This window comes from Streptomyces flavusporus (genome assembly GCF_046267975.1).
GTDB lineage: Bacteria > Actinomycetota > Actinomycetes > Streptomycetales > Streptomycetaceae > Streptomyces > Streptomyces flavusporus.
On sequence record NZ_CP176503.1, the window covers coordinates 5,399,057 to 5,417,292 of the forward strand.

The following is an 18,236-nucleotide window of genomic DNA, read 5'->3' on the forward strand; positions in this document are numbered from 1 at the left end:
TTGGGGCGCCATATCTGGCCAGGTTAGAAGCGCGCCCGACACGCTGTGTCGTGAATCGGAAACTCAGCGTGGAGGTAAGGAAGCGTGCGGTCGACCGAAGAGATCGTGGAGTCGTTGCGGGCGGCGCTGAACGGAGTCGGCGTCGTGTTGCCGTCGTTGTGCGTCGACCCGGTGACCGGCGCGAGTGACGAGCCGTTCGCCCTGGTCGACCTGGGGCGCTGCAATGTGCGTACGGCCGAGCACCTGGCGTCCGCGCTGCGTGGGGAGACACCGCCGGTGGGGGCGTACGTCGAGGACGTGCGGGACGGGCGGGTTGGGGAAGTGACGGGGCACGTGGGTGGCCGGGTGCAGCTGCGGCCCGTGTGCGGTGGGCGGGAGTGGGACTGTCCGCCGGAGTCGCTGGGGGAGGTGCCGCCCAAGGAGGTGCTGCGTGAGCGGGTCCGGCGTGTCAACCAGGAGAGTCGGTTGCTGTGAGTCCGAACGCGTACGTCGTCAGGAAGCCCGCCGCGTAGCCGGTGAGCAACCCGCCCGCGTAGATCGCCGCCGAGACCCCCAACCCCGCGTTCCCCGCCAGCAGCGGGAACAGCGCCCACCCCGACGGGCCGATCGCCGTCGCGCCGACCTGGTCGCCGAGCATCGCGAACACGCCGACGAACGCGCCGCCCGCCGCCCCGCCCACGCAGGCGGTCAGGAACGGGCGGCCCAGGGGGAGGGAGACGCCGTAGATCAACGGCTCTCCCACGCCCAGCAGACCCGCCGGAAGCGCCGACCTGATCGTCGTACGGATGGAGGTGTCGTGGCGCAGGCGGACGTACACCGCCATCGCCGCGCCCACCTGGCCCGCGCCCGCCATGGCCAGGATGGGCAGCAGGACCGTGTGGCCCTGCTGTTCGATCAGGGTGGTGTGGATGGGGATCAGGGCCTGGTGGAGGCCCAGCATCACCAGGGGGAGGAACAGGCCGCCGAGGATCAGGCCCGCGAAGGCGCCGGTCGTGGTGAGGAGCCAGTTCGCGGCGGTGCCGATGGCGGTGGAGATCTCACCGGCCGCGTACATCAGGCCGTAGAGGGTGGCCAGGCCGGCGACCAGGACCGTCAGTGTCGGGGTCAGCAGGACGTCCAGGGTCGGCGGGACCCGTCTGCGGCACCACTTCTCCACGTACGTCCCGAGCAGCGCCGCCGCCAGCGCGCCCAGCACGCCGCCCTGACCGGGGGACAGGGGCAGGCCGAAGGCCGTCACCTTCGCCACGCCGGGATACACGACGATCGCCGCGACCGCGCCGCCCAGCACGGGTGTGCCGCCGAACTCCTTCGCCGTGTTGTGGCCGACGAACACCGCGATCAGGGCCATGAAGGCCGAGGCGATCGAGGACAGGGCGGGCGTCACGGCCGGTAGCAGGCCCGCGTTGACCAGCAGCCCGTTCACGCCCGCCAGCACTCCGCAGCCGATCAGCGCGGGGATGAGCGGGACGAAGATGTTCGCGACGCGGCGCAGGGCCAGCTTCCCCGGCGTCGCGTTGCGCCGACGCCGGGCCTCCTTCAGCTCCGCGCCCCGCGCCGCCAGTTCGTCGGCCGTCGTCCGCCCGAGAAGCGCCTCGAACTCCGCCGTCACCCGCGCCACCGCACCCGGCCCCAGCACGATCTGGTACGAGTCGTCGTCCACGACGACACCGAGCACCCCCGGCAGCGCCCTCAGCCGCTCCTCCTCCACCCGGGACGGGTCGGCCAGATCCAGGCGGAGCCGGGTCATGCAGTGGGCGACGGACGTGACGTTCGCAGGGCCGCCGACCAGGGGCAGGAGCGCGGCGGCTACTTCGGCTGGGTCTTTGCGCATGCCCCGAGGGTGCTGCTCAGCGGGCCGCCGTCTCGAGTGCCGCGCGCAGATGGCCGCCTGACTCCTCCAGAAGGCGGGCGGCCGTCCCCCCGTCGACGCCGCCGGCGATCGTCAGGATGGCCGCCTTCACCTCGCCGTCGGTCGCGGCGAGGGCGCGTTCGATCTCGTCGTCGGGCGCGCCGGTGGCCAGGGCGACGATCCGGCGGGAGCGGGCGCGCAGCTTCTCGTTCGAGGCGCGTACGTCGACCATGAGGTTCCCGTACGTCTTGCCCAGGCGGATCATCGTGATCGTCGAGAGCATGTTGAGCACCAGCTTCTGTGCCGTGCCCGCCTTCAGCCGGGTCGATCCGGTGAGCAGCTCGGGGCCCACGACGACCTCGATGCCGTGGTCCGCTGCGGCCGCGAGCGCGCTGTGCGCGTTGCAGGCCAGGCCGACGGTGAGGGCGCCGCGCGCACGGGCGTGTTCGACGGCACCGATCGCGTACGGGGTGCGGCCGGAGGCGGAGATGCCGACCACCGTGTCGTCCGGCGTGAGGTGCAGGGCGTCCAGGTCCTGCCGGGCCAGCTCGGCGGAGTCCTCGGCGCCCTCGACGGAGGTGACCATCGCCGCCGGGCCGCCCGCGATCAGGCCCACGACCTGCGCCGGGGCCGTGTTGAAGGTGGGCGGGCACTCGGAGGCGTCGAGCACGCCGAGGCGGCCCGCGGTGCCGGCGCCGGCGTAGACGAGGCGGCCGCCGCGGGACATGCGGGCGGCGATGTCGTCGATCGCGGCGGCGATCTGCGGCAGCCGCTCGGCGACGGCCGCGGGTACGCCGGCGTCCTCGCCGTTCATGAGCGCCGCGATCTCCAGGGTGGGCAGCCGGTCGATCTCGGCGAGCTCGGGGCGGAAGGCTTCGGTGGTCAGCGTGTCCAACTGCGCTTGCAGATCACGGGGATCGGACATGGAGGTCATGAGGAAACGGCTCTCTTCAGTACGGGTCCAGGTCACGCCGAGAAGGGGCGCGGGGCTGTGACATCTTGCGGCTCCGCCGCGCGGGCGCGACAAGCCACATACGGCCCGCAGACAACGCACGACACTCAGCCCTACGGTCTACCGCGTCCCCGATGCCGATGCGCCAACGCCTCGTACGAAGCGGCCAGCGCCGGCCCCGCCGATTCGTACGTCCGCTGCGCCACCCCCACGAACAGACAGTCCACCACCAGCAACTGACTCGTCCGCGACGACATCGCGGCCGGCCGCAGCTCGCTCTCCCGGGCCGTGGACGTGGTCAGGACGTGGTCGGCGTACTGCGTGACCGACGAGTCCGGGCGCCCGGTTATCGCGACGGTGGTCGCCCCGTGCTCGAAGGCGACGCGCAACGGCTCGATGACGTCACCCGTCGAGCCCGAGTGGGTGATGGCGATGGCGACATCCCCGGCCCGCAGCTGCACGGCGTTGGTGACGGCGAGGTGCGGGTCGCTGTGCGCGTGGGCTATGAGACCTATGCGCAGCAGCTTCTGCGTGAGGTCCTGCGCGACCAGACCGGACGCGCCGACGCCGTACACGTCGGCCCGGCGGGCGCCGGCCAGGGCGGTGACGGCGGCGCCGAGCTGGGCGATGTCGAGGCCGGCCGCGGTGTCGGCGAGGGTCTGCTGTTCGTCGTAGGCGAGTTTGGTGACGACGTCGGCGATCGGGTCGTCGACCGCGATGTCGGTCGTTATGGCGGGCGCCCGGCCGGACTGCTGCTGGGCGGCGAGACCGGCGAGGGCGAGGCGCAGGTCGCGGTAGCCGGGGTAGCCGAGCAGGCGGGCGGTGCGGACGACGGTCGCCTCGCTCGTGCCGGTGAGTTCGGCGAGACCGGTGACGGTGAGGGCCGCGCAGCCGGCCGGGTCGTTCGCGACGGCCTCGGCGACCCGCTGCATGGACCGCGTCATCGACGGGGCGAGCGTGCGCACCTTGGCGGCGAGGGCTGCGGGCGCGGGAGGCGTCCCGAAAGTTTCCTTCACGTTACTGGTCACAGATGAAAGATATTTTCGGCTCGGTGTTGCGGTCAAGAGTGCGCACAATGGGGACATGGACCCCATCAGCCCCCTTGAGCAGGCGTTGCACGCGGCCCGCGCCCTGGTGCTCGCCGACCTCGTCGCGAACCAGGTCGCCGAGGCGGACGTCGTGTCGCTGGTCGAGGAGTCCGTCGCGCAGCGGCGCTGGTGGGTGGAACAGTGGCCGGAGGGCGCCGCGTATGTGGCCGGGCTGGTCGCCCAGGACGTGCAGGACGCGCTGCTGGAGCGGTACGGGCGCTGGCCGCTGTGCCCGGTGTGCGGCTCCGGGGATCCTCATGCGCTGGACGTCGAACCGGAGCTCGGGCCCGACCCGCACTGGGTGTGCCACAAGGCAGGCGTGAAGGTCGCCGCGGTCGGCCTGCTGGGGTCCTGCGGGGGCGGGGCGCCGTCCTCGTGACGGTCTACATAGATCCGCCGACCTGGCCGGGCCACGGGCGCATGTGGTCGCATCTGATCAGCGATGTCTCGTACGACGAACTCCACAAGTTCGCCGAGGAGTTGGGTGTGCCCCGGCGGGCCTTCGAGCGGGACCACTACGACATCCCCTCCCACCGGTACGCGGAGGTGGTGCGTGCCGGGGCGGTGGAGGTCAGCAGCCGCGAGGTGGTGCGGCTGCTGCACGGCGCCGGGTTGCGTCGGCGGAAGCGGCTGGATCAGGGCCGCAGTTCGTAGGCGAACTGCTCCCCGTCCTCGCCGACCCCGTCCTCACCCACCCGCAGGAACCCGGCCCGCTCGACGACCCTCTGAGACGGCAGGTTGTCCCGGTCGACCGTCGCGCACAGGGACCGTACGTCCGCACGCGCCAGCGCCCACCCGGCCAGCGCCCGCAGCGCCTCGGTGGCGTAGCCGCGGCCGCGGGCGGACTCGGTGAGGTCGTAGCCGACCTCGGCGCGGTCGTCCTCGTCGGGGGCGCCGTGGAAGCCCATGCCGCCGATCGCGCGCCCGTCCTCGTGCCGTACGAGCACGAACAGCCCGAACTCCGGGCGGTGCACCCCCGCCTCGTACGCCTTCACCGTCATTCCGGCGGCGTCCCGCGTGCCCTCGAACGGGCCGCCCTCGACCCACTCGAACCCGCCGTCGCCGCCCGCGGCGAGGTCGGCGGCGGCGAGCGGAGTGACGCCTTCCAGCGTGAGGCGTTCGGCAGGGATGACCAGGTTGTTGTTCCAGCGCCACTCGGTGACCGGGGCGCGGCCGGGCAGTTCGCCGCGGCCGGTGGCCCACAGCAGGGTGCGCCAGGCGCCGGGGCCGGGCTGGACGTGCGGGAAGATCGTGCCGAGGACGAACTCGGCGAGCTCGGCGGGGGGTTCGTACGTCAGCCCCAGCCCTTCGGCGATGTCATGCGTGTGCAGCACCACCTCGGCGACGCCCATCGCGGCGAAGCCGTCGCGGTTCGCGCTGCGGAAGGGATACGGGTGGAAGGCGCGCGCCTCGCGGGGCGCGGTGCGGACAGCCGCGGTGAGCAGCGCGCCGGTTGTCTCGAGGACCTGGAGCAGCTCCTCGTTGCTCGTGCCGTCCACGATGCTGATCCTGAACGGGGAGTAGGCCCCCTGCACCCGCCCCGCCAGTTGCCCCGCGTACGCGAGCAGACAGCTCGCGACATGCTCGGTTGTCCTGCGACAACTCCACGTCAGCGAGCCCGCGTCGACGCTCTCCCAGTCCCGCTCGGTCGCCGTCCGAAGCACCGCGACGGCGCCCGCGACGGCCTCCCGCACCCGTTCCCCACCCATGTCTGTCATGCACCGCAGGCTAGAGGCCGGCACCCGCTCAGGACGACAGGATTTCCAGCTCCGAGGTGATGTTGTAGCGGGCCGTCGCCTCCCAGCGCTCCGCGCCGTACGGCGTGCGGAACAGCCGGGGCAGGGCGAGGAGTTCGCGGAGGACGGCGGCGCGGCCGGCCCGGAAGGCGCCGGAGGGGACGAAGCCGTACTCCTCGCGGACGGCGGCGGTGTAGACGGCGTACGACGACGGGGGCGAGGCGAGGATCGCCAGGTCGGCGTCGCACAGGACCTGGCCGTTGCGGTCGTCGTCGGCCGGGGCGTGGCCCGCGGTGAGCCGGACCAGCCGGGCGACCTCGGCCGCCTTCGCCTCGGACACCCCGGCCTCGGGCAGCGCCCGCTCGGCAAGACGGGCCGACCGCTCCTCGTTCTCGGAGCGGTCGGGGAGGTAGACCGCGTCGTGGAACCAGGCGGCCAGCCGGACGACGTCCGGATCGTCCGCGTACTTCTCCAGCACGTCGATGTGATCCAGCACGGCGGTGAGATGCGCGAGCGTGTGGTAGCGGCGCTGCGGCTCCTGCCAGCGGGCGAGGAGGTTGTCGGCGTAGGGGGCGGGATCGGGGCCACCCCCGGGGCCGCGGGCTCCTTCCAGTGCGTGGGCGAAACGGGCGCGGAGGGCGTCGAGATCGGCCATACCGTCATTGTTCCCGCTGCATGCCCGGACGGCGGCCTGCTGGGCAGGCTGACCCACGCCAGGCTTCCTCAAGCTGCGAGATCCGCATCCGGAACGGCGCGGGAGCGCAGAGTGCGGAAGACGAGATCCAGGGCGTCGATCTCGTCGTCGGTGAAGTAGTTGTCGATGACCCCGCGACTGCTGAAGAGGTTGTTCTCGTACAGCTCGCGGATGCTGATGAGACCATTCGCCACCACGTACCGGACCATGAGCCCGACAAGGTCGATCTGGTCGGCGGAGAGGTCGTGATCGGCGATGAAGCCGGAGAAGGCCTCCTGCGCTGCGGTCTGGTCCAGGCCGCCGACGCGGCGCAGGAACACGCCGAGACCACCGTCGGCCGCGCGCTTCTGCTCCAGGTCCTCGGCGGAGGCGACTCCCTCGGTGAGGAAGACCTCTTCCAAGGTGGCGAGGTCCTCGGCCATGATCTGCTCGTTCTCGCGCAGCTTGCGGACGGCCTCCTGTTCACGGTGGCTCTGGAGGTAGGCGCGGGCCTTCTGCTTGAAGCGCTCCTCGTCCGTGCCTACGGGCAGTCCCTTGAGCTCGACCTCCGTCAGGTCCCCGTGATCTTCTGCTATGTCCGTGTAGACGATCTTCCGGGCCGACGGCGTGTCGACCAAATGGGCCAAGCCGCGCACGCGGCGGCGCACGTGCTCCAGCATCGGGACGGTCACGTTCTGCCACCACGCGTTGTCAGCGATGGCCTCCAACAAGCCGGCCTGGTCCCGAACGACGGGGATGTTGGTCTTGCCGAGAAGGTCCTGAGCGAGCTCCTGAACTTGGCCACGCAGGCGCGTGTAGTCGGAACCTCCCTCGAGGGCCGCGAGCTGGAGGCGGTAGGCGATGAGATCGAAGCGCTTGGCCTCCTCGCCCGTGTCCTCGCCCTCGGGCCAGTAGTCGGACGGCAGGCCGAGGACGTCCTCGCTCAGCGCGTGGGCTGCGTCGTCATCGATGCGGAGCCAGGCGGCGAAGTCACCGCCGAAGACCTCGACATGACGGCGGTGCGGCCGTACGAGGAAGTTGTCGAGGTTCATGCCCCGCACGGTCTGGTGGAGACGGTGCGCCGCCGCCCAACGCAGGGACGCCTCGGTGTCGATCGCGTCCGGACCGCCGTCCTGCGCCGGGTCAGGAGCCTGGCGGCGGTCCAGCGTCCGGATGAGGTCGAGCTGTCGCTGCAGGAGCTTCTCGGTGAGCGTCGGAGCCTGCCGGGCAGGGGCACGGTCGAGCTCCTGATTGAAGAACTCGGCGTTGCCGCACAGGTCGAAGACGTGGAAACCGTCCTTGTCGCGGCCGGGCCCGTAGATGTTCTCGCACAGGCGGGTACCGCGGCCGATCATCTGCCAGAACTTGGTACGCGAGTACACCGGCTTGAACAGCACGAGGTTCAGCACCTCGGGCACGTCGATGCCGGTGTCCAGCATGTCGACCGAGATGGCGATGTCCGGGGCCTTGGCCGGGTCGGAGAAGTCGTCGATGAGCTGCTGGGGGTTCTTCTCCTGGTAGGTGATGACACGGGCGTCGTTCCCGGCACCCTGCGGATAGTGGAGGTTGTACTGCTCCTCGATGGCCAGGGCATGCGTGTTGTTCTTGGCGAAGATGATCGTCTTGCCGAGCCGGTCTCCGCCTTCGACGCGCAGACCATGCCGCATCAGGACCTCGAGCGCCTTGTCGATGGTCGGCCGGTTGAACAGAAAACGGTTTACCTCGTCCGCGGGGACCGCGTCAGGCACCTGCCCGTCCTCGGTCCACTCCAGGTTGTCCCAGGCCTCCTTCTGCTCCTCGGTGAGGTCGTCGTACCGGAAACCTCGCCTGAGGGAGTCGAAGGGCACGTCGACGACGTTCGGCTTCACCAGGAAGCCGTCCGCGGCCGCCTGGTCCAGGCTGTAGGAGTCGGTGGGGACGCCGTCCTCGAGTTGGAACAGCTGGTATGTGTTGTGGTCGACGTCGTCCTTGGGCGTGGCCGTCAGCCCCAGGAGGAGGCTGTCGAAGTATTCGAAGAGCTCGCCGTACTTGTCGTAGACCGAGCGGTGGGCCTCGTCGATGACGACCAGGTCGAAGAAGCCCGGCCCGAAGCGGCGACGGCCGTCCTCCGTGATCTCGTTGACCAGATTCATCATCGTCGGGTACGTCGAGACGTAGACGTGGGCGTCGGTCTTCTTCTCGGTGAGGAGGTTGACCGTCACGCTGTTCGGCAGGTGCTCCTTGAACGCGCGCACCGCCTGGTTTACGAGAGCCTGGCGGTCGGCCAGGAAGAGGATGCGCCGCGCCCAGCCCGCCCGCTGCAGCAGCTCGGCGAAGGCCACCGTGGTACGGGTCTTGCCGGTGCCGGTCGCCATGACGAGCAGGGCGCGGCGGCGGTTCTCCTTCTCGAAGCTCTCGCTGACGCGTTGGATGGCCTGCAGCTGGTAAGGGCGGCCCGCGATGCCCTGGTTGACGTTGGACGACTTCAGGGCGAGTCGGCCGGCACGCTGGCGGATCAGCCAGTGCAGTTCGTCCTTGGTGCGGAAGCCCTGAACCCTGCGGGGCGGATAGCCGTTTCTCTCGTCCCACTGATCCCACAGGTAGGTCTCGTAGCCGTTGGTATAGAAGATCACCGGCCGCTGGTTGTAAGTGGCTTCGAGGGCGTCGGCGTAGAGCTCGGCCTGCTGACGGCCGGCGCGGGCGTCGACACGGGTGCGCTTGGCTTCGACGATGGCGAGGGGCCGGTCGTCGTCGCCCCACAGGACGTAGTCCACGTAGCCCTTGCCGGACTTGCTCATCACCCCCGGCTCACCGTCGACTGGGAACTCGCGGTCGCGCTCCTCGGCGAGGTCCCAGCCCGCCTCCTTGAGGAGCAGGTCGATGAACAGGTCGCGGGTGGCGGCCTCATCATAGTCGTGGGTGTCGGGGCGCGCCTCGTTGGCCTTGCGGAGCTCGGTGACACGGGCGCGCAGCTCGGCCACCTCGGAGGCGAGCTTCGCACCCTTCGCACGCTCCTCGGCCAGCTCCTTTGCCTGGGCGTCCCAGCGTGCCTGGTCCTCCTCAGCCTGCTTCTTCAGTTCGGCCTGGCGGCGCAGCCGGACTTCGGCGGGGACGGGACGCGGAATGCGCTGGGTGTCGAACTGAACGCCGGGGGCGGGAGCCGTGGCCGGGTCGGGCGCGTAGGTTCGGGCGAACCAGTAGAAGACGTGGAACAGCTCGGCGACCGTTCGCACCGCGTCCTTGGCCTGGACAGGGGCCGGGCGGTGCACGGCGTAGTTGCCCTGACGCCGGATGAGATCCATCTTCGCGCTGAGGGTCGGCCCGACCAGATTCCGCATGCTCGGCTCGTTGAGCATCGCGCTCAGGTCGTTCTGGTAGGGAGGGCGCAGCGCGGAGTCCTTGTCGTACATCCAGTGCACGGCGAGCTCAAGGACTCGGCGGGCGTAGAAGCAGGAGGTACGGGGGTCCGCGTAGGCGAGACGCTCGGCGCGAAGGGCTTCGTCGTAGAGGGCGGGCCACTCGTCGCGGAGGAAGAGGAAGTTGCTCTGCGGTTGGCCGATGTTGTGGGCGGCGGCGACGTCCCGTGTGCCCTTCGCGTCCCCTTCCTCCCGGTCCTTCCGCTGCCCCTGGTCGCTCCCGTGCCCCTCTATGCCCATGACGGAGGTGTGCCCCTTCCCCCTGTGATGCGTGCGCCTTCCCTGATGGTTGCGCCCGCGGTGACCTTTACGACTTGGTGTGACGGTTTACCTGGACACCGACCGGCTGGCAGGTGGTTGCGGTGACGGTCGGTGACGGGGTGATGCATGCGCGGCGCGCGCGAGCCCGTCAGGCCCTACGCGGCGGTTTCATGATCCCAGAGGGTGCCGGAGAAGGCACGCTGCTGGAGGGAGGCAAACAGCTCGCTGACGGCAGCAAGATGGCGCTCATGGAATGCTCTTGAAGAGCGGATCTGGCTCAACTCATCCACATACCTCTGTTGCAGCGAGAGCGGCGGCAGTTTGACGGGCAATTCCTTGATGATGCCCATGTTGAGACCCGACATGATCGCCCCCTTTGCTGTGCGGGTCAGGTAAGAACGACTCGCCGGATGCAGTAGAAAGTAGCTGTGCAGGAACTCGGGATGGCACTTTGTCCGGTCCAGGGTGATGCAGCACAGATGTTTTGTGTTGATGGCGGTTGGGATGTCGTCAGGAACCACGGCACAGCGGCCGCAGGTTCCCATGATGGTGATGAGTACATCGCCAGGGAGCACCGTATAACGCTTGAGCTGCTCGTACTTTTCCTCTGTGATGTACCGGCGCTCGCCCCAGCGGAACTCGTTGTGAACGGCATTGTCGATGCCGAGGACAGGGATGCCACTGTCGGTGAACTCCTCGTGCAGGAGCTGGCTCCCGAACGGGCCCGTGCGGATGCTCCCCTTCCGGTCCTGGGCCAACTCCTCAACCGTGACTTCTGGCCAATCTGGGTTCTCGGTGCCGAACATGTCGAGGAAGACAGATTGGGTGAGGTCGTCGAGTAGAGCGATGGCTTGGCAGCGCTTGGCGCGCAGGACGTCTACCTGGTCCAGGGCGGCAGCGATGCGCTTCTGCTCTGGAAGAGGCGGGAGAGGGACCTTGAGATCGGCGCAACGCTTTAGGTCCAAGTTAGCGATATTCGTGGTCTGGCGGCTGAAGCTCCGGACCGTCTCCTGGGTTTGCGGCATGGAGAACCAGCGGTACAGATAGCGACGGTCAATTGTGCAGGAGTCCCCTCTCAAGGCTGTCACAAAGCCGCCAAAAGTTGCCGGTTCGCTAAGCTTGGGAACCCATGAGCATTTGCCTACGAGATTCCAGCTATTTGCACTGGAGATGAGCAGATCTCCCTCCTCTAGATACTGCTCGCCTCTCTTGACGAAGTTGGAATCGACGGCCCACACATCTTTTAGAGCTTGTCTCACGTGGCGAGCTTGGCCAGTTTCTTGTAGCAGGTCAGTGCCGCTGCGAGGCCGAGGAAGGCCAAGAAGTGTGTGCCCTTCCTCTCGTACCGGACGGTGAGGCGGCGGTAGCCGAAGAGCCAGGAGATCGACCGTTCGATCTTCCAGCGGTGTCGGCCCAGGCGCTCACTGGATTCGATGCCGGGCCGAGCGATACGCGGGACGATGCCGCGCCCGCGCAGCCACTTCACGTGCTCGGCGGAGTAGTAGGCCTTGTCCGCACGGAGCCTGCCGGGACGGCGCCGGCGCGGACCGCGCCGCGAGCGGATCGCGGGTATGCCCAGGACCAGGGGCAGCAGAGCCTGGCTGTCGTGGACGTTCGCCCCGGACACGCCGAGCGCCAGGGGTAAGCCCTGAGCGTCGGACAGCACATGCAGCTTGCTGCCCTTCTTGCCCCGGTCGACCGGATTGCGCCCGGTCAGCGATCCCCCTTTTTCGCGCGGACCGAGGCTGCATCGACGATCGTGGAGGACCAGTCCAGCTCTCCGCGGGCACCGAGCTCGTCCAAGACGGCCCGGTGTAGACGTCTCCACAGCCCGGCTTCTGTCCACGCGGAGAACCGGCGGTGCGTGGTGGCGGGAGAGACGCCGAACGTCTCGGGAAGATGCCGCCACGCGCATCCGCTGGTCAGCACGTACACAACCGCGGTGAACACGGCCCGCTCATCGCATGGGGCCGTCCCTCCTCCCTGCGGGCGCGGCGCGAACGAGGGAAGCAACGGAGCCGCCAGCAACCAGAGTTCGTCAGGAACCAACCGCTGCGACAGATCGACACCCATAAGAAGGAATCATGCCGCATCGATCAGACACCACGTGAGACAAGCTCTTAGATCCAAATCAGACTGAACATTCTTGGTTCGTAGGCATTGAACCGCTCCAGGTGTGTCGAGAGGGACGACATCACTTGGTTTAAAAGTGATACCTCGAATAAATGACGCTACGTCACCAAGCCGTGCGTTGTTCACGACAGTGCCTCTCGCAGGTTCGCCATTCCCGCCTCGATCTCCTTGTTCAACCGCTCCAGATCGTCCAAGATCTCCAAAGGCGGCCGTGTAGCGACCTCTTCATGGACTATTTCCTTGTAGCGATTCAGGGAGAGGTCATAACCCTGGGCAGCGATGTCGGACTTGGGTACGCAGAAGCTCTGCTCTGTGCGGGCGCGGGTGCGTTCGTCGGTGGTTCGGCGCTTCCAGCGGGCAAGAACGTCCGGGAGGTTGTTCTTCGTATGCTCATCGGCTGTGAGGTCGGTGGCGCGGGCGCCCAGGCGGTCCTCAGCCAGCAGCGGGTTGCGCTTGTCGTCCAGGCTGAAGCCGTCTGCCTGGACGTCGTAGAACCAGACCTCGTCCGTGCCGCCGGAGTCCGTCTTCGTGAAGAAGAGGATGGCGGTGGAGACGCCGGCGTACGGCTTGAAGACGCCGGACGGGAGCTTCACCACCGCGTCGAGCTTCTGGTCTTCGACCAGCATGCGGCGCAGTTCCTTGTGTGCTTTCGTCGAGCCGAAGAGGACGCCGTCGGGGACGATCACCGCGGCCCGGCCGCCCGGCTTGAGCAGCTTGAGGAAGAGGGCCAGGAACAGGAGTTCGGTCTTCTTGGTCTTGACGACCTTCAGCAGCTCTGAGGATGTCGTTTCGTAGTCGAGGCTCCCAGCGAAGGGCGGGTTCGCGAGGATCAGGGAGTAGCGGTCGGTCTCCTCGCCCGCGCTCTGCGAGAGGGAGTCGCGGTAGCGGATGTCCGGGCTCGCGACGTCGTGCTGCAGCATGTTCATCGAGCCGATGCGGAGCATGGTCGAGTCGAAGTCGAACCCGTGGAACATGCTGTTGTTGAAGTGATGCTGGTTGTCGGCTTCGACCAGGTCGTCCTTGTGGACGCGCTGCATATACTCGGACGCGCTCACCAGGAAACCGGCCGTGCCGCAGGCGGGATCGCAGATCTCGTCGCGGGGGTTCGGCTCGGTCATCTCAACCATCAACTGGATGATGTGTCGAGGTGTGCGGAACTGCCCGTTCTGTCCCGCGGTGGCGATCTTGCCGAGCATGTACTCGTACAGATCGCCCTTTGTGTCCTTGTCCTGCATCGGAATGCCCTCCAGGAGGAGGACGACCTTGGACAGGAGGTTGGGCGTCGGGATCGTGAAGCGGGCGTCCTTCATGTGGTGCGAGTACGTGGAGTCCTCGCCGCCCAGCGCGCGAAGGTAGGGGAAGACCTTCTCGGCGACCGTCTGGTACATCTGCGCCGGCTCGTCGTCCTTGAAGTTCTGCCAGCGCATGTTCTGCTGATCAGGGCCGAAGAAGGGGTTGGTGTCCTGGATGCCGCGCCGGGCCATCCTGTCCTTGACCGTCTGCAGTTCGTCCAGACGCCGGATGAAGAGCAGATAAGTGATCTGCTCCATCACCTCCAGCGGGTTGGAGATCCCGCCCGACCAGAACGCGTCCCAGACGCGGTCCACCTTGCTCTTCAGCTCGCCCGTAATCACACGAGGGATCCTACGACCCAGCAGTGACAATGGCGGCCGATGCTGAGGATACGGAACACCTCGGCTGGGACCCGTACCGCTCACGTCATAACCGTACGGTCATCCGGTCAGTCCGAGACCCCGTCGGTCGCGGGCGCTTTGCCGCAGAGCTTCAGCTCGGCTCGTACCGTCTTGCCGGGACCTCCCTCTTCGCGCGGCTCGACGGACAGCCGGCTCGCGAGGCAGGCCACCAGCCAGAGACCGCGGCCCGTTTCCGCCTCAGGGTCTTGTGGGGCGCAGGGCCGAGGCGGGGGCAGGCGGTCGTCTCGCGTGTCGGTGACCTCGACGCGGAGGAGATCGCGAGCAGCGGCCAGGGCCAGACCCAGGCGGAAGTCGCGGCCGGAGACACGGCCGTGTGTCACCGCGTTCGTGGTGAGTTCGCTGACGAGCAGGGTCACCGTGTCGTTCACCTCCGACCCGTACGGGAAGCCCCAGGTGTTCAACCGGTGGGACGTGAGTCGCCGGGCCAGGCGAACACCTCGCGGAGTGGACGTGAAGTGCATGGAGAACTCCAGCTTGGGCGAGGTGAGTTGGTTGGCTTCCTCGAATGAGGGAGTTTCGGTCGTCATGTGAGTGAGCGTGCCGCTGCGCGCATACCGTGACCAGCACCAAACCCCTTACACAGCGTCGCTGTAGGGATGCCGGGGAGTATCTGTCGGGCAGGGAGAGGGACAGCCCATGATGCAGGTTTCGGAGCAGCCGCGTGCGGCGCGGAGTGAGGATCCCGCCGATGAACTTCTGCGGTCCTTCGGCAAGCAGGTCAAGATCCTCCGCGAGAGGGCTGGACTAACGCAGGCTGCCCTCGGCCCGCGCCTCGGATACAGCGAGGCGCAGATCGCCGCGATCGAGCAAGGGCGGCGGATTCCGCGGCCGGAAACTATCGACAGTCTCGACAGCTTGCTGGACGGCGGTGGGCTGCTGCTTGCCATGAAGCGGGCCGTGGCGCTCACGCGGTATCCGGCCTTTTTCCGTGACGCGGCTCGGATCGAGGAGGAGGCCGTCGAGTTCCATGCATACGCGGTGCTGGCTGTGCCCGGTCTTCTCCAGACCGAGGAGTACGCCCGGACCATGTTCACCGTGTGGCGGCCCCGGCGGCGAGAGGACGAGATTGAGCAGATGGTGGCGGCGCGGATGGCTCGCCACAAGATCTATGAGAGGAAGCCCGCACCGACGCTCAGTTTCGTCATCGAGGAGTCCGTGCTGGAGCGTCCCTTCGGCGGGGCGGACGTGCTGCGCGGTCAGCTGGAGCACATGCTGCTCGTCGCAGAGAACCCCCATGTCGAGATCCAGGTCATGCCGACTCGGGTCGTCGATCACGCGGGGGCAGACGGCCCGTTCACGATGATGACCCCAGAGGGCGGGGAGCAGGTCGCGTACGTGGAGAGCCAGGCCAACGGGCGCGTGATCACCAAGCGGGAAAGCGTACGTGGGTTCGCCGTGCGGTATGGAATCCTGCGGGCACAGGCGCTGTCCCCTGTCGAATCCGTGCTCCACATCGAGAAGTTGCTGCAAGGAGACCTATGAAAACCGAGCAGTCCGAGGCGCAGTCGCTCCACTGGTTCAAGTCCAGCTACAGCGGTGGCGCGGGCGGCGAGTGCGTCGAGGTCGCCGCCCTCCCCGCCTCCGTCCACGTCCGCGACTCCAAGGACACCGGTCGCGGCACCTTCACGGTGACCAGCGCTGCCTGGTCCGCCTTCGTCACGAACGCAGTCCGCCTGTACTGACCGAAAACCGGCGTCAACATGGCGTGACGGTCGGCTTGACCCTCATCGGCCGCATTGGCAGCATCGGCGGTAGCAAACAAAACACGGTGCATATGGCTGCACCAGGTCCTGGGGCCGCTCCTTCGGGGGCGGCCCGAGTGCTTTCCGGGAGGGATCGTTGTACCTGTGCTACATCGACGAAGCGGGTAACGGCCAGACTCTCGATCCCGCCAGACCGGACGCCCCACCGGTCCTTGTCGTCGGTGGCTTCACCGTTCACGATTCCGACATCAAGCACTTGACCTGGGAGTTCCTCAACGTCAAGAAGAAGTACCGACCGCAGTTACGTCATGCCGTGCACCTCTCCGAGGTGATCCACACGGAGATCAAGGGTTCTGACGTCCGCAAGGACATCCGTGTGGGGAACCGGGACCAGCGCCGGGCGGCGATGCTCCTCGTTGACTCCATCCTCGGCCTACTGGAACGCTACAACGCCCGCCTTCTGGCCCGTGTGTGGGTGAAGGAAGAGGGCCTCGCCTTCAACGAGACCGGCGTGTACAGCACCTCGGTCGGAAGCCTCACCGAGACGTTCCAGGCTCAGCTGCTGGACTGTCACTCGCGTGGTGTCATGATTTTGGACAGCCGAACCAAGTCCAAGAACGCACCGAACGTGCACTGCGTCACGACGCGCAAGTACCGGTCGGGCGGTGACAGCCTCAAGGGCGTCATCGAGTCACCGGTCTTCGGGCACAGTGACACGCACACGCTGCTTCAGCTCTCGGACCTCGTCGTCTCCTCACTGCTGTTCCCCATCGCATGTCATGCCTATCTGAGCGACGTGACGTGGAACGTGCACTGTGACGACGCGTATCGCCCACTGAGGGAGCAGTTCGGAGAGCGTCTCAAGAAGCTGCAGTTCCGGTACCAGGACCCAGTGGGCAAGTGGCGCGGCGGGATCGTGGTCTCCGACCGGCGGACCGCTCAGCCTTCGAGCTTGATGTTCGGACCCGGCAAGCCCGGCGCGCAGAAGCTGGTTATCCCCGCACAGCAGGCGGATGGAGGCGAGCTGCCGAGCGCGTTGTAGTGCGTGGATGCGGGACGAGGCATCACCGGTCGAGGGTTTGGCCGTTCCAGTGCGTAGATCAGCACGGGGTGTACCACGCTCGGTACGGACTGCGGGGCGCTCCCGGCACTAGCGTGGAGGCATGACGACTCCTGCTGACATGCACGGCGACGTACGGGATCCGGAACTGCCGGGTCGGCTGCTGGTGGTGGAACGGGACGCGCTGATCCCGCTGTTGCGGGGGAGGACGGACGGGGACTTCGCGACTCCCACGGCGGCGTGTCCTGGGTGGACGGTGCGGGATGTGCTGGCGCACTGCTCCGCCGCGCTGATGCGGGTGGTGGAGCGCCGTTTCGAGGAGGGCGTGTTCTCGCCCGAGTCCAACGACCGGGACATCGCCGAGCGGGCCGACTGGACGAACGCGCAGGTCGTCGACGAGTTGGAGCGCGGGATGACCGAGGCGGGGCCGGCCATCGCCAAGGCGGGCGGGGTGCTGGACGGGGTTGCGCTCGGGGAATGGGTGCACGCTGGTGACGTGCGCGAGGCGCTCGGGGAGGCAGGGGCGTACGAGGGGGAGGGGCTGCCGTACGCGCTCGACCTGCTCGCCTGGATCACCAGGAACCGGGGGCATGTGCCGTTGCACGCCGACCTCGACGACGTGGATGAGCCGCTGCGGTTCGGTGAGGTGAGCGGGGAGCGGACGCCGGCGCGGTACATCGGGGACGCGGCGACGCTCGTACGGCTGTATGCGGGGCGGCCGGTGGACGGGGCCGCGTTCGAGCTGGCGGGGGTGCGGGCGGCGGAGCTGAATATTTTCGGTGACTGACCCCGTGCGGCCAACGCGGCCGACAGGCTGCCGACGCGGGTGGCCAGGGGTGCCGGGCTGGCTCCGGGCGTAGTCTTAGATTGGACTAGACCTGTAGCCGACGAATGGGGTCCCATGAGCAAGCGTGCAGTCCTGGAGGTGATCGCCCTCGACGTCGAGGACGCGGTCGCCGCCCAGGCCGGAGGCGCGGACCGCCTCGAACTGGTCACCGACATCGCGGCCGATGGGCTCACGCCGCCGGCCGGGACCGTCGCCGCGATCCGGGCCGCCGTCGACATCGACGTACGCGTGATGCTCCGGCTCACGGACGGGTTCGCCGCCGGGGACGTCGAGCGGCTGGTGCGGGTCGCCGGGGAGATGCGGGAGGTCGGGGCGGAGCAGTTCGTGCTCGGGTTCCTCGATGCGCACGGTGGGGTGGATCTGGATGCCGTGGAGCGGGTGGTCGGGGTTCTGGGCGGGTGCCGGTGGACTTTCCACCGGGCGATCGACCGGGCCGCCGACCGGGACGCGCTGCGTAAGCAGCTCGGGGACCTCCCGGGACTGGACGCCTACCTGACGGCCGGGTCGGTCGGCGGTGTCGACGACGGCCTTCCCACGCTGCTCGCCGAGGCGCGGCGCTGCGGAGAGCCCGGGTACGAGCAGCAGCTCCTTGTCGGCGGTGGGTTGCGGCTGGACCACGTGCCGGGCCTGCTGGACGGGGGGATCGACGCGTTTCACATCGGCGGGGCGGCTCGGCCGGGGGGCTGGGACGGGCCGGTCTCGGCGGAGGCCGTCGCCGAGTGGCGGCGGGTGCTGGACGGGGTGTGACCGGTCCGGCGTTGCGGCTGGGCGGGGGTGGGTCGCGCGGCCCGGCGCTGAGGGGTGCCGCCCGCGCCCACCCGTGC

Annotated in this window: 18 protein-coding genes; 8 read left to right on the top strand and 10 right to left on the bottom strand. The window is 68.3% G+C overall.

Annotated elements, in window-relative coordinates:
* The first annotated feature begins 84 nt into the window (after positions 1-84).
* Positions 85-474: a hypothetical protein gene (locus ACKTSN_RS25640; protein WP_409471254.1), complete on the top strand. Its 390-nt coding sequence runs from the start codon at positions 85-87 to the stop codon at positions 472-474.
* On the opposite strand, the gene ACKTSN_RS25645 is transcribed toward ACKTSN_RS25640, so the two are convergent.
* The 3 genes from ACKTSN_RS25645 to ACKTSN_RS25655 form a co-directional block, all read right to left on the bottom strand.
* Positions 449-1,831, bottom strand: a complete 1,383-nt coding sequence (locus ACKTSN_RS25645) for a PTS transporter subunit EIIC (RefSeq protein ID WP_409471255.1) — start codon at positions 1,829-1,831, stop codon at positions 449-451. The genes ACKTSN_RS25640 and ACKTSN_RS25645 overlap by 26 nt on opposite strands.
* A gap of 16 nt (positions 1,832-1,847) precedes the next feature.
* Positions 1,848-2,783, bottom strand: coding sequence for an N-acetylmuramic acid 6-phosphate etherase (murQ, locus tag ACKTSN_RS25650; protein WP_409471256.1), 936 nt, complete (start codon positions 2,781-2,783; stop codon positions 1,848-1,850).
* Between the two features lie 131 nt (positions 2,784-2,914).
* The gene (locus ACKTSN_RS25655) at positions 2,915-3,829 is read right to left on the bottom strand and encodes a MurR/RpiR family transcriptional regulator (protein WP_409471257.1); all 915 of its coding nucleotides are present in this window, start codon (positions 3,827-3,829) and stop codon (positions 2,915-2,917) included.
* Positions 3,830-3,884: 55 nt separating this feature from the next.
* Here ACKTSN_RS25655 and ACKTSN_RS25660 point away from each other — a divergent pair, with 55 nt between their 5' ends.
* Positions 3,885-4,268 (top strand): hypothetical protein, encoded by a 384-nt coding sequence (locus ACKTSN_RS25660; RefSeq protein ID WP_129798473.1) that lies wholly within the window; start codon positions 3,885-3,887, stop codon positions 4,266-4,268.
* Positions 4,265-4,543, top strand: a complete 279-nt coding sequence (locus ACKTSN_RS25665; RefSeq protein ID WP_409471258.1) for a DUF4031 domain-containing protein — start codon at positions 4,265-4,267, stop codon at positions 4,541-4,543. The genes ACKTSN_RS25660 and ACKTSN_RS25665 overlap by 4 nt, the downstream gene beginning before the upstream one ends.
* Here ACKTSN_RS25665 and ACKTSN_RS25670 read toward each other — a convergent pair.
* The 7 genes from ACKTSN_RS25670 to ACKTSN_RS25700 form a co-directional block, all read right to left on the bottom strand.
* Positions 4,525-5,607: a GNAT family N-acetyltransferase gene (locus tag ACKTSN_RS25670; RefSeq protein WP_409471259.1), complete on the bottom strand. Its 1,083-nt coding sequence runs from the start codon at positions 5,605-5,607 to the stop codon at positions 4,525-4,527. The two genes, ACKTSN_RS25665 and ACKTSN_RS25670, sit on opposite strands and share 19 nt — an antisense overlap.
* A 28-nt stretch (positions 5,608-5,635) precedes the next feature.
* Positions 5,636-6,280, bottom strand: a complete 645-nt coding sequence (locus ACKTSN_RS25675) for an HD domain-containing protein (protein ID WP_409471260.1) — start codon at positions 6,278-6,280, stop codon at positions 5,636-5,638.
* Positions 6,281-6,348: 68 nt separating this feature from the next.
* The gene (locus ACKTSN_RS25680; protein WP_409471261.1) at positions 6,349-9,933 is read right to left on the bottom strand and encodes a DEAD/DEAH box helicase family protein; all 3,585 of its coding nucleotides are present in this window, start codon (positions 9,931-9,933) and stop codon (positions 6,349-6,351) included.
* Positions 9,934-10,109: 176 nt separating this feature from the next.
* Complete coding sequence (locus ACKTSN_RS25685; RefSeq protein ID WP_409471262.1) at positions 10,110-11,213, bottom strand: restriction endonuclease subunit S; 1,104 nt, start codon at positions 11,211-11,213, stop codon at positions 10,110-10,112.
* Positions 11,210-12,015 (bottom strand): IS5 family transposase gene (locus tag ACKTSN_RS25690; RefSeq protein WP_409474691.1). Its coding sequence is split into 2 segments (ribosomal slippage): positions 11,210-11,694 and positions 11,694-12,015, totalling 807 coding nucleotides; the frame shifts between segments, so codons are not numbered across the junction. The genes ACKTSN_RS25685 and ACKTSN_RS25690 overlap by 4 nt, the downstream gene beginning before the upstream one ends.
* Positions 12,016-12,209: 194 nt before the next feature.
* Entirely contained in the window at positions 12,210-13,721 is a 1,512-nt protein-coding gene (locus ACKTSN_RS25695) for a type I restriction-modification system subunit M (protein ID WP_409471263.1), read from the bottom strand.
* Between the two features lie 107 nt (positions 13,722-13,828).
* Positions 13,829-14,329, bottom strand: coding sequence for an ATP-binding protein (locus tag ACKTSN_RS25700; RefSeq protein ID WP_409471264.1), 501 nt, complete (start codon positions 14,327-14,329; stop codon positions 13,829-13,831).
* 109 nt (positions 14,330-14,438) lie between these two features.
* Between ACKTSN_RS25700 and ACKTSN_RS25705 the strand changes: the two genes are divergently transcribed.
* The 5 genes from ACKTSN_RS25705 (at position 14,439) to ACKTSN_RS25725 (ending at position 18,159) form a co-directional block, all read left to right on the top strand.
* Positions 14,439-15,284, top strand: a complete 846-nt coding sequence (locus ACKTSN_RS25705; protein WP_409471265.1) for a helix-turn-helix domain-containing protein — start codon at positions 14,439-14,441, stop codon at positions 15,282-15,284.
* A complete protein-coding gene (locus ACKTSN_RS25710) occupies positions 15,281-15,484 on the top strand; it encodes a DUF397 domain-containing protein (protein WP_409471266.1) in 204 nt (67 codons plus the stop codon). Before ACKTSN_RS25705 ends, ACKTSN_RS25710 begins: the two co-directional genes overlap by 4 nt.
* Positions 15,485-15,641: 157 nt before the next feature.
* On the top strand, positions 15,642-16,547 hold the full coding sequence (locus ACKTSN_RS25715; RefSeq protein WP_409471267.1) for a DUF3800 domain-containing protein: 906 nt from the start codon (positions 15,642-15,644) through the stop codon (positions 16,545-16,547).
* A 121-nt stretch (positions 16,548-16,668) separates the two neighbouring features.
* Positions 16,669-17,352 carry a maleylpyruvate isomerase family mycothiol-dependent enzyme gene (locus ACKTSN_RS25720; protein ID WP_409471268.1) on the top strand — a complete coding sequence of 228 codons (684 nt, stop codon included), beginning with the start codon at positions 16,669-16,671 and terminating at the stop codon, positions 17,350-17,352.
* A 114-nt stretch (positions 17,353-17,466) separates the two neighbouring features.
* The gene (locus ACKTSN_RS25725; RefSeq protein ID WP_409471269.1) at positions 17,467-18,159 is read left to right on the top strand and encodes a copper homeostasis protein CutC; all 693 of its coding nucleotides are present in this window, start codon (positions 17,467-17,469) and stop codon (positions 18,157-18,159) included.
* Positions 18,160-18,236 lie beyond the last annotated feature (77 nt).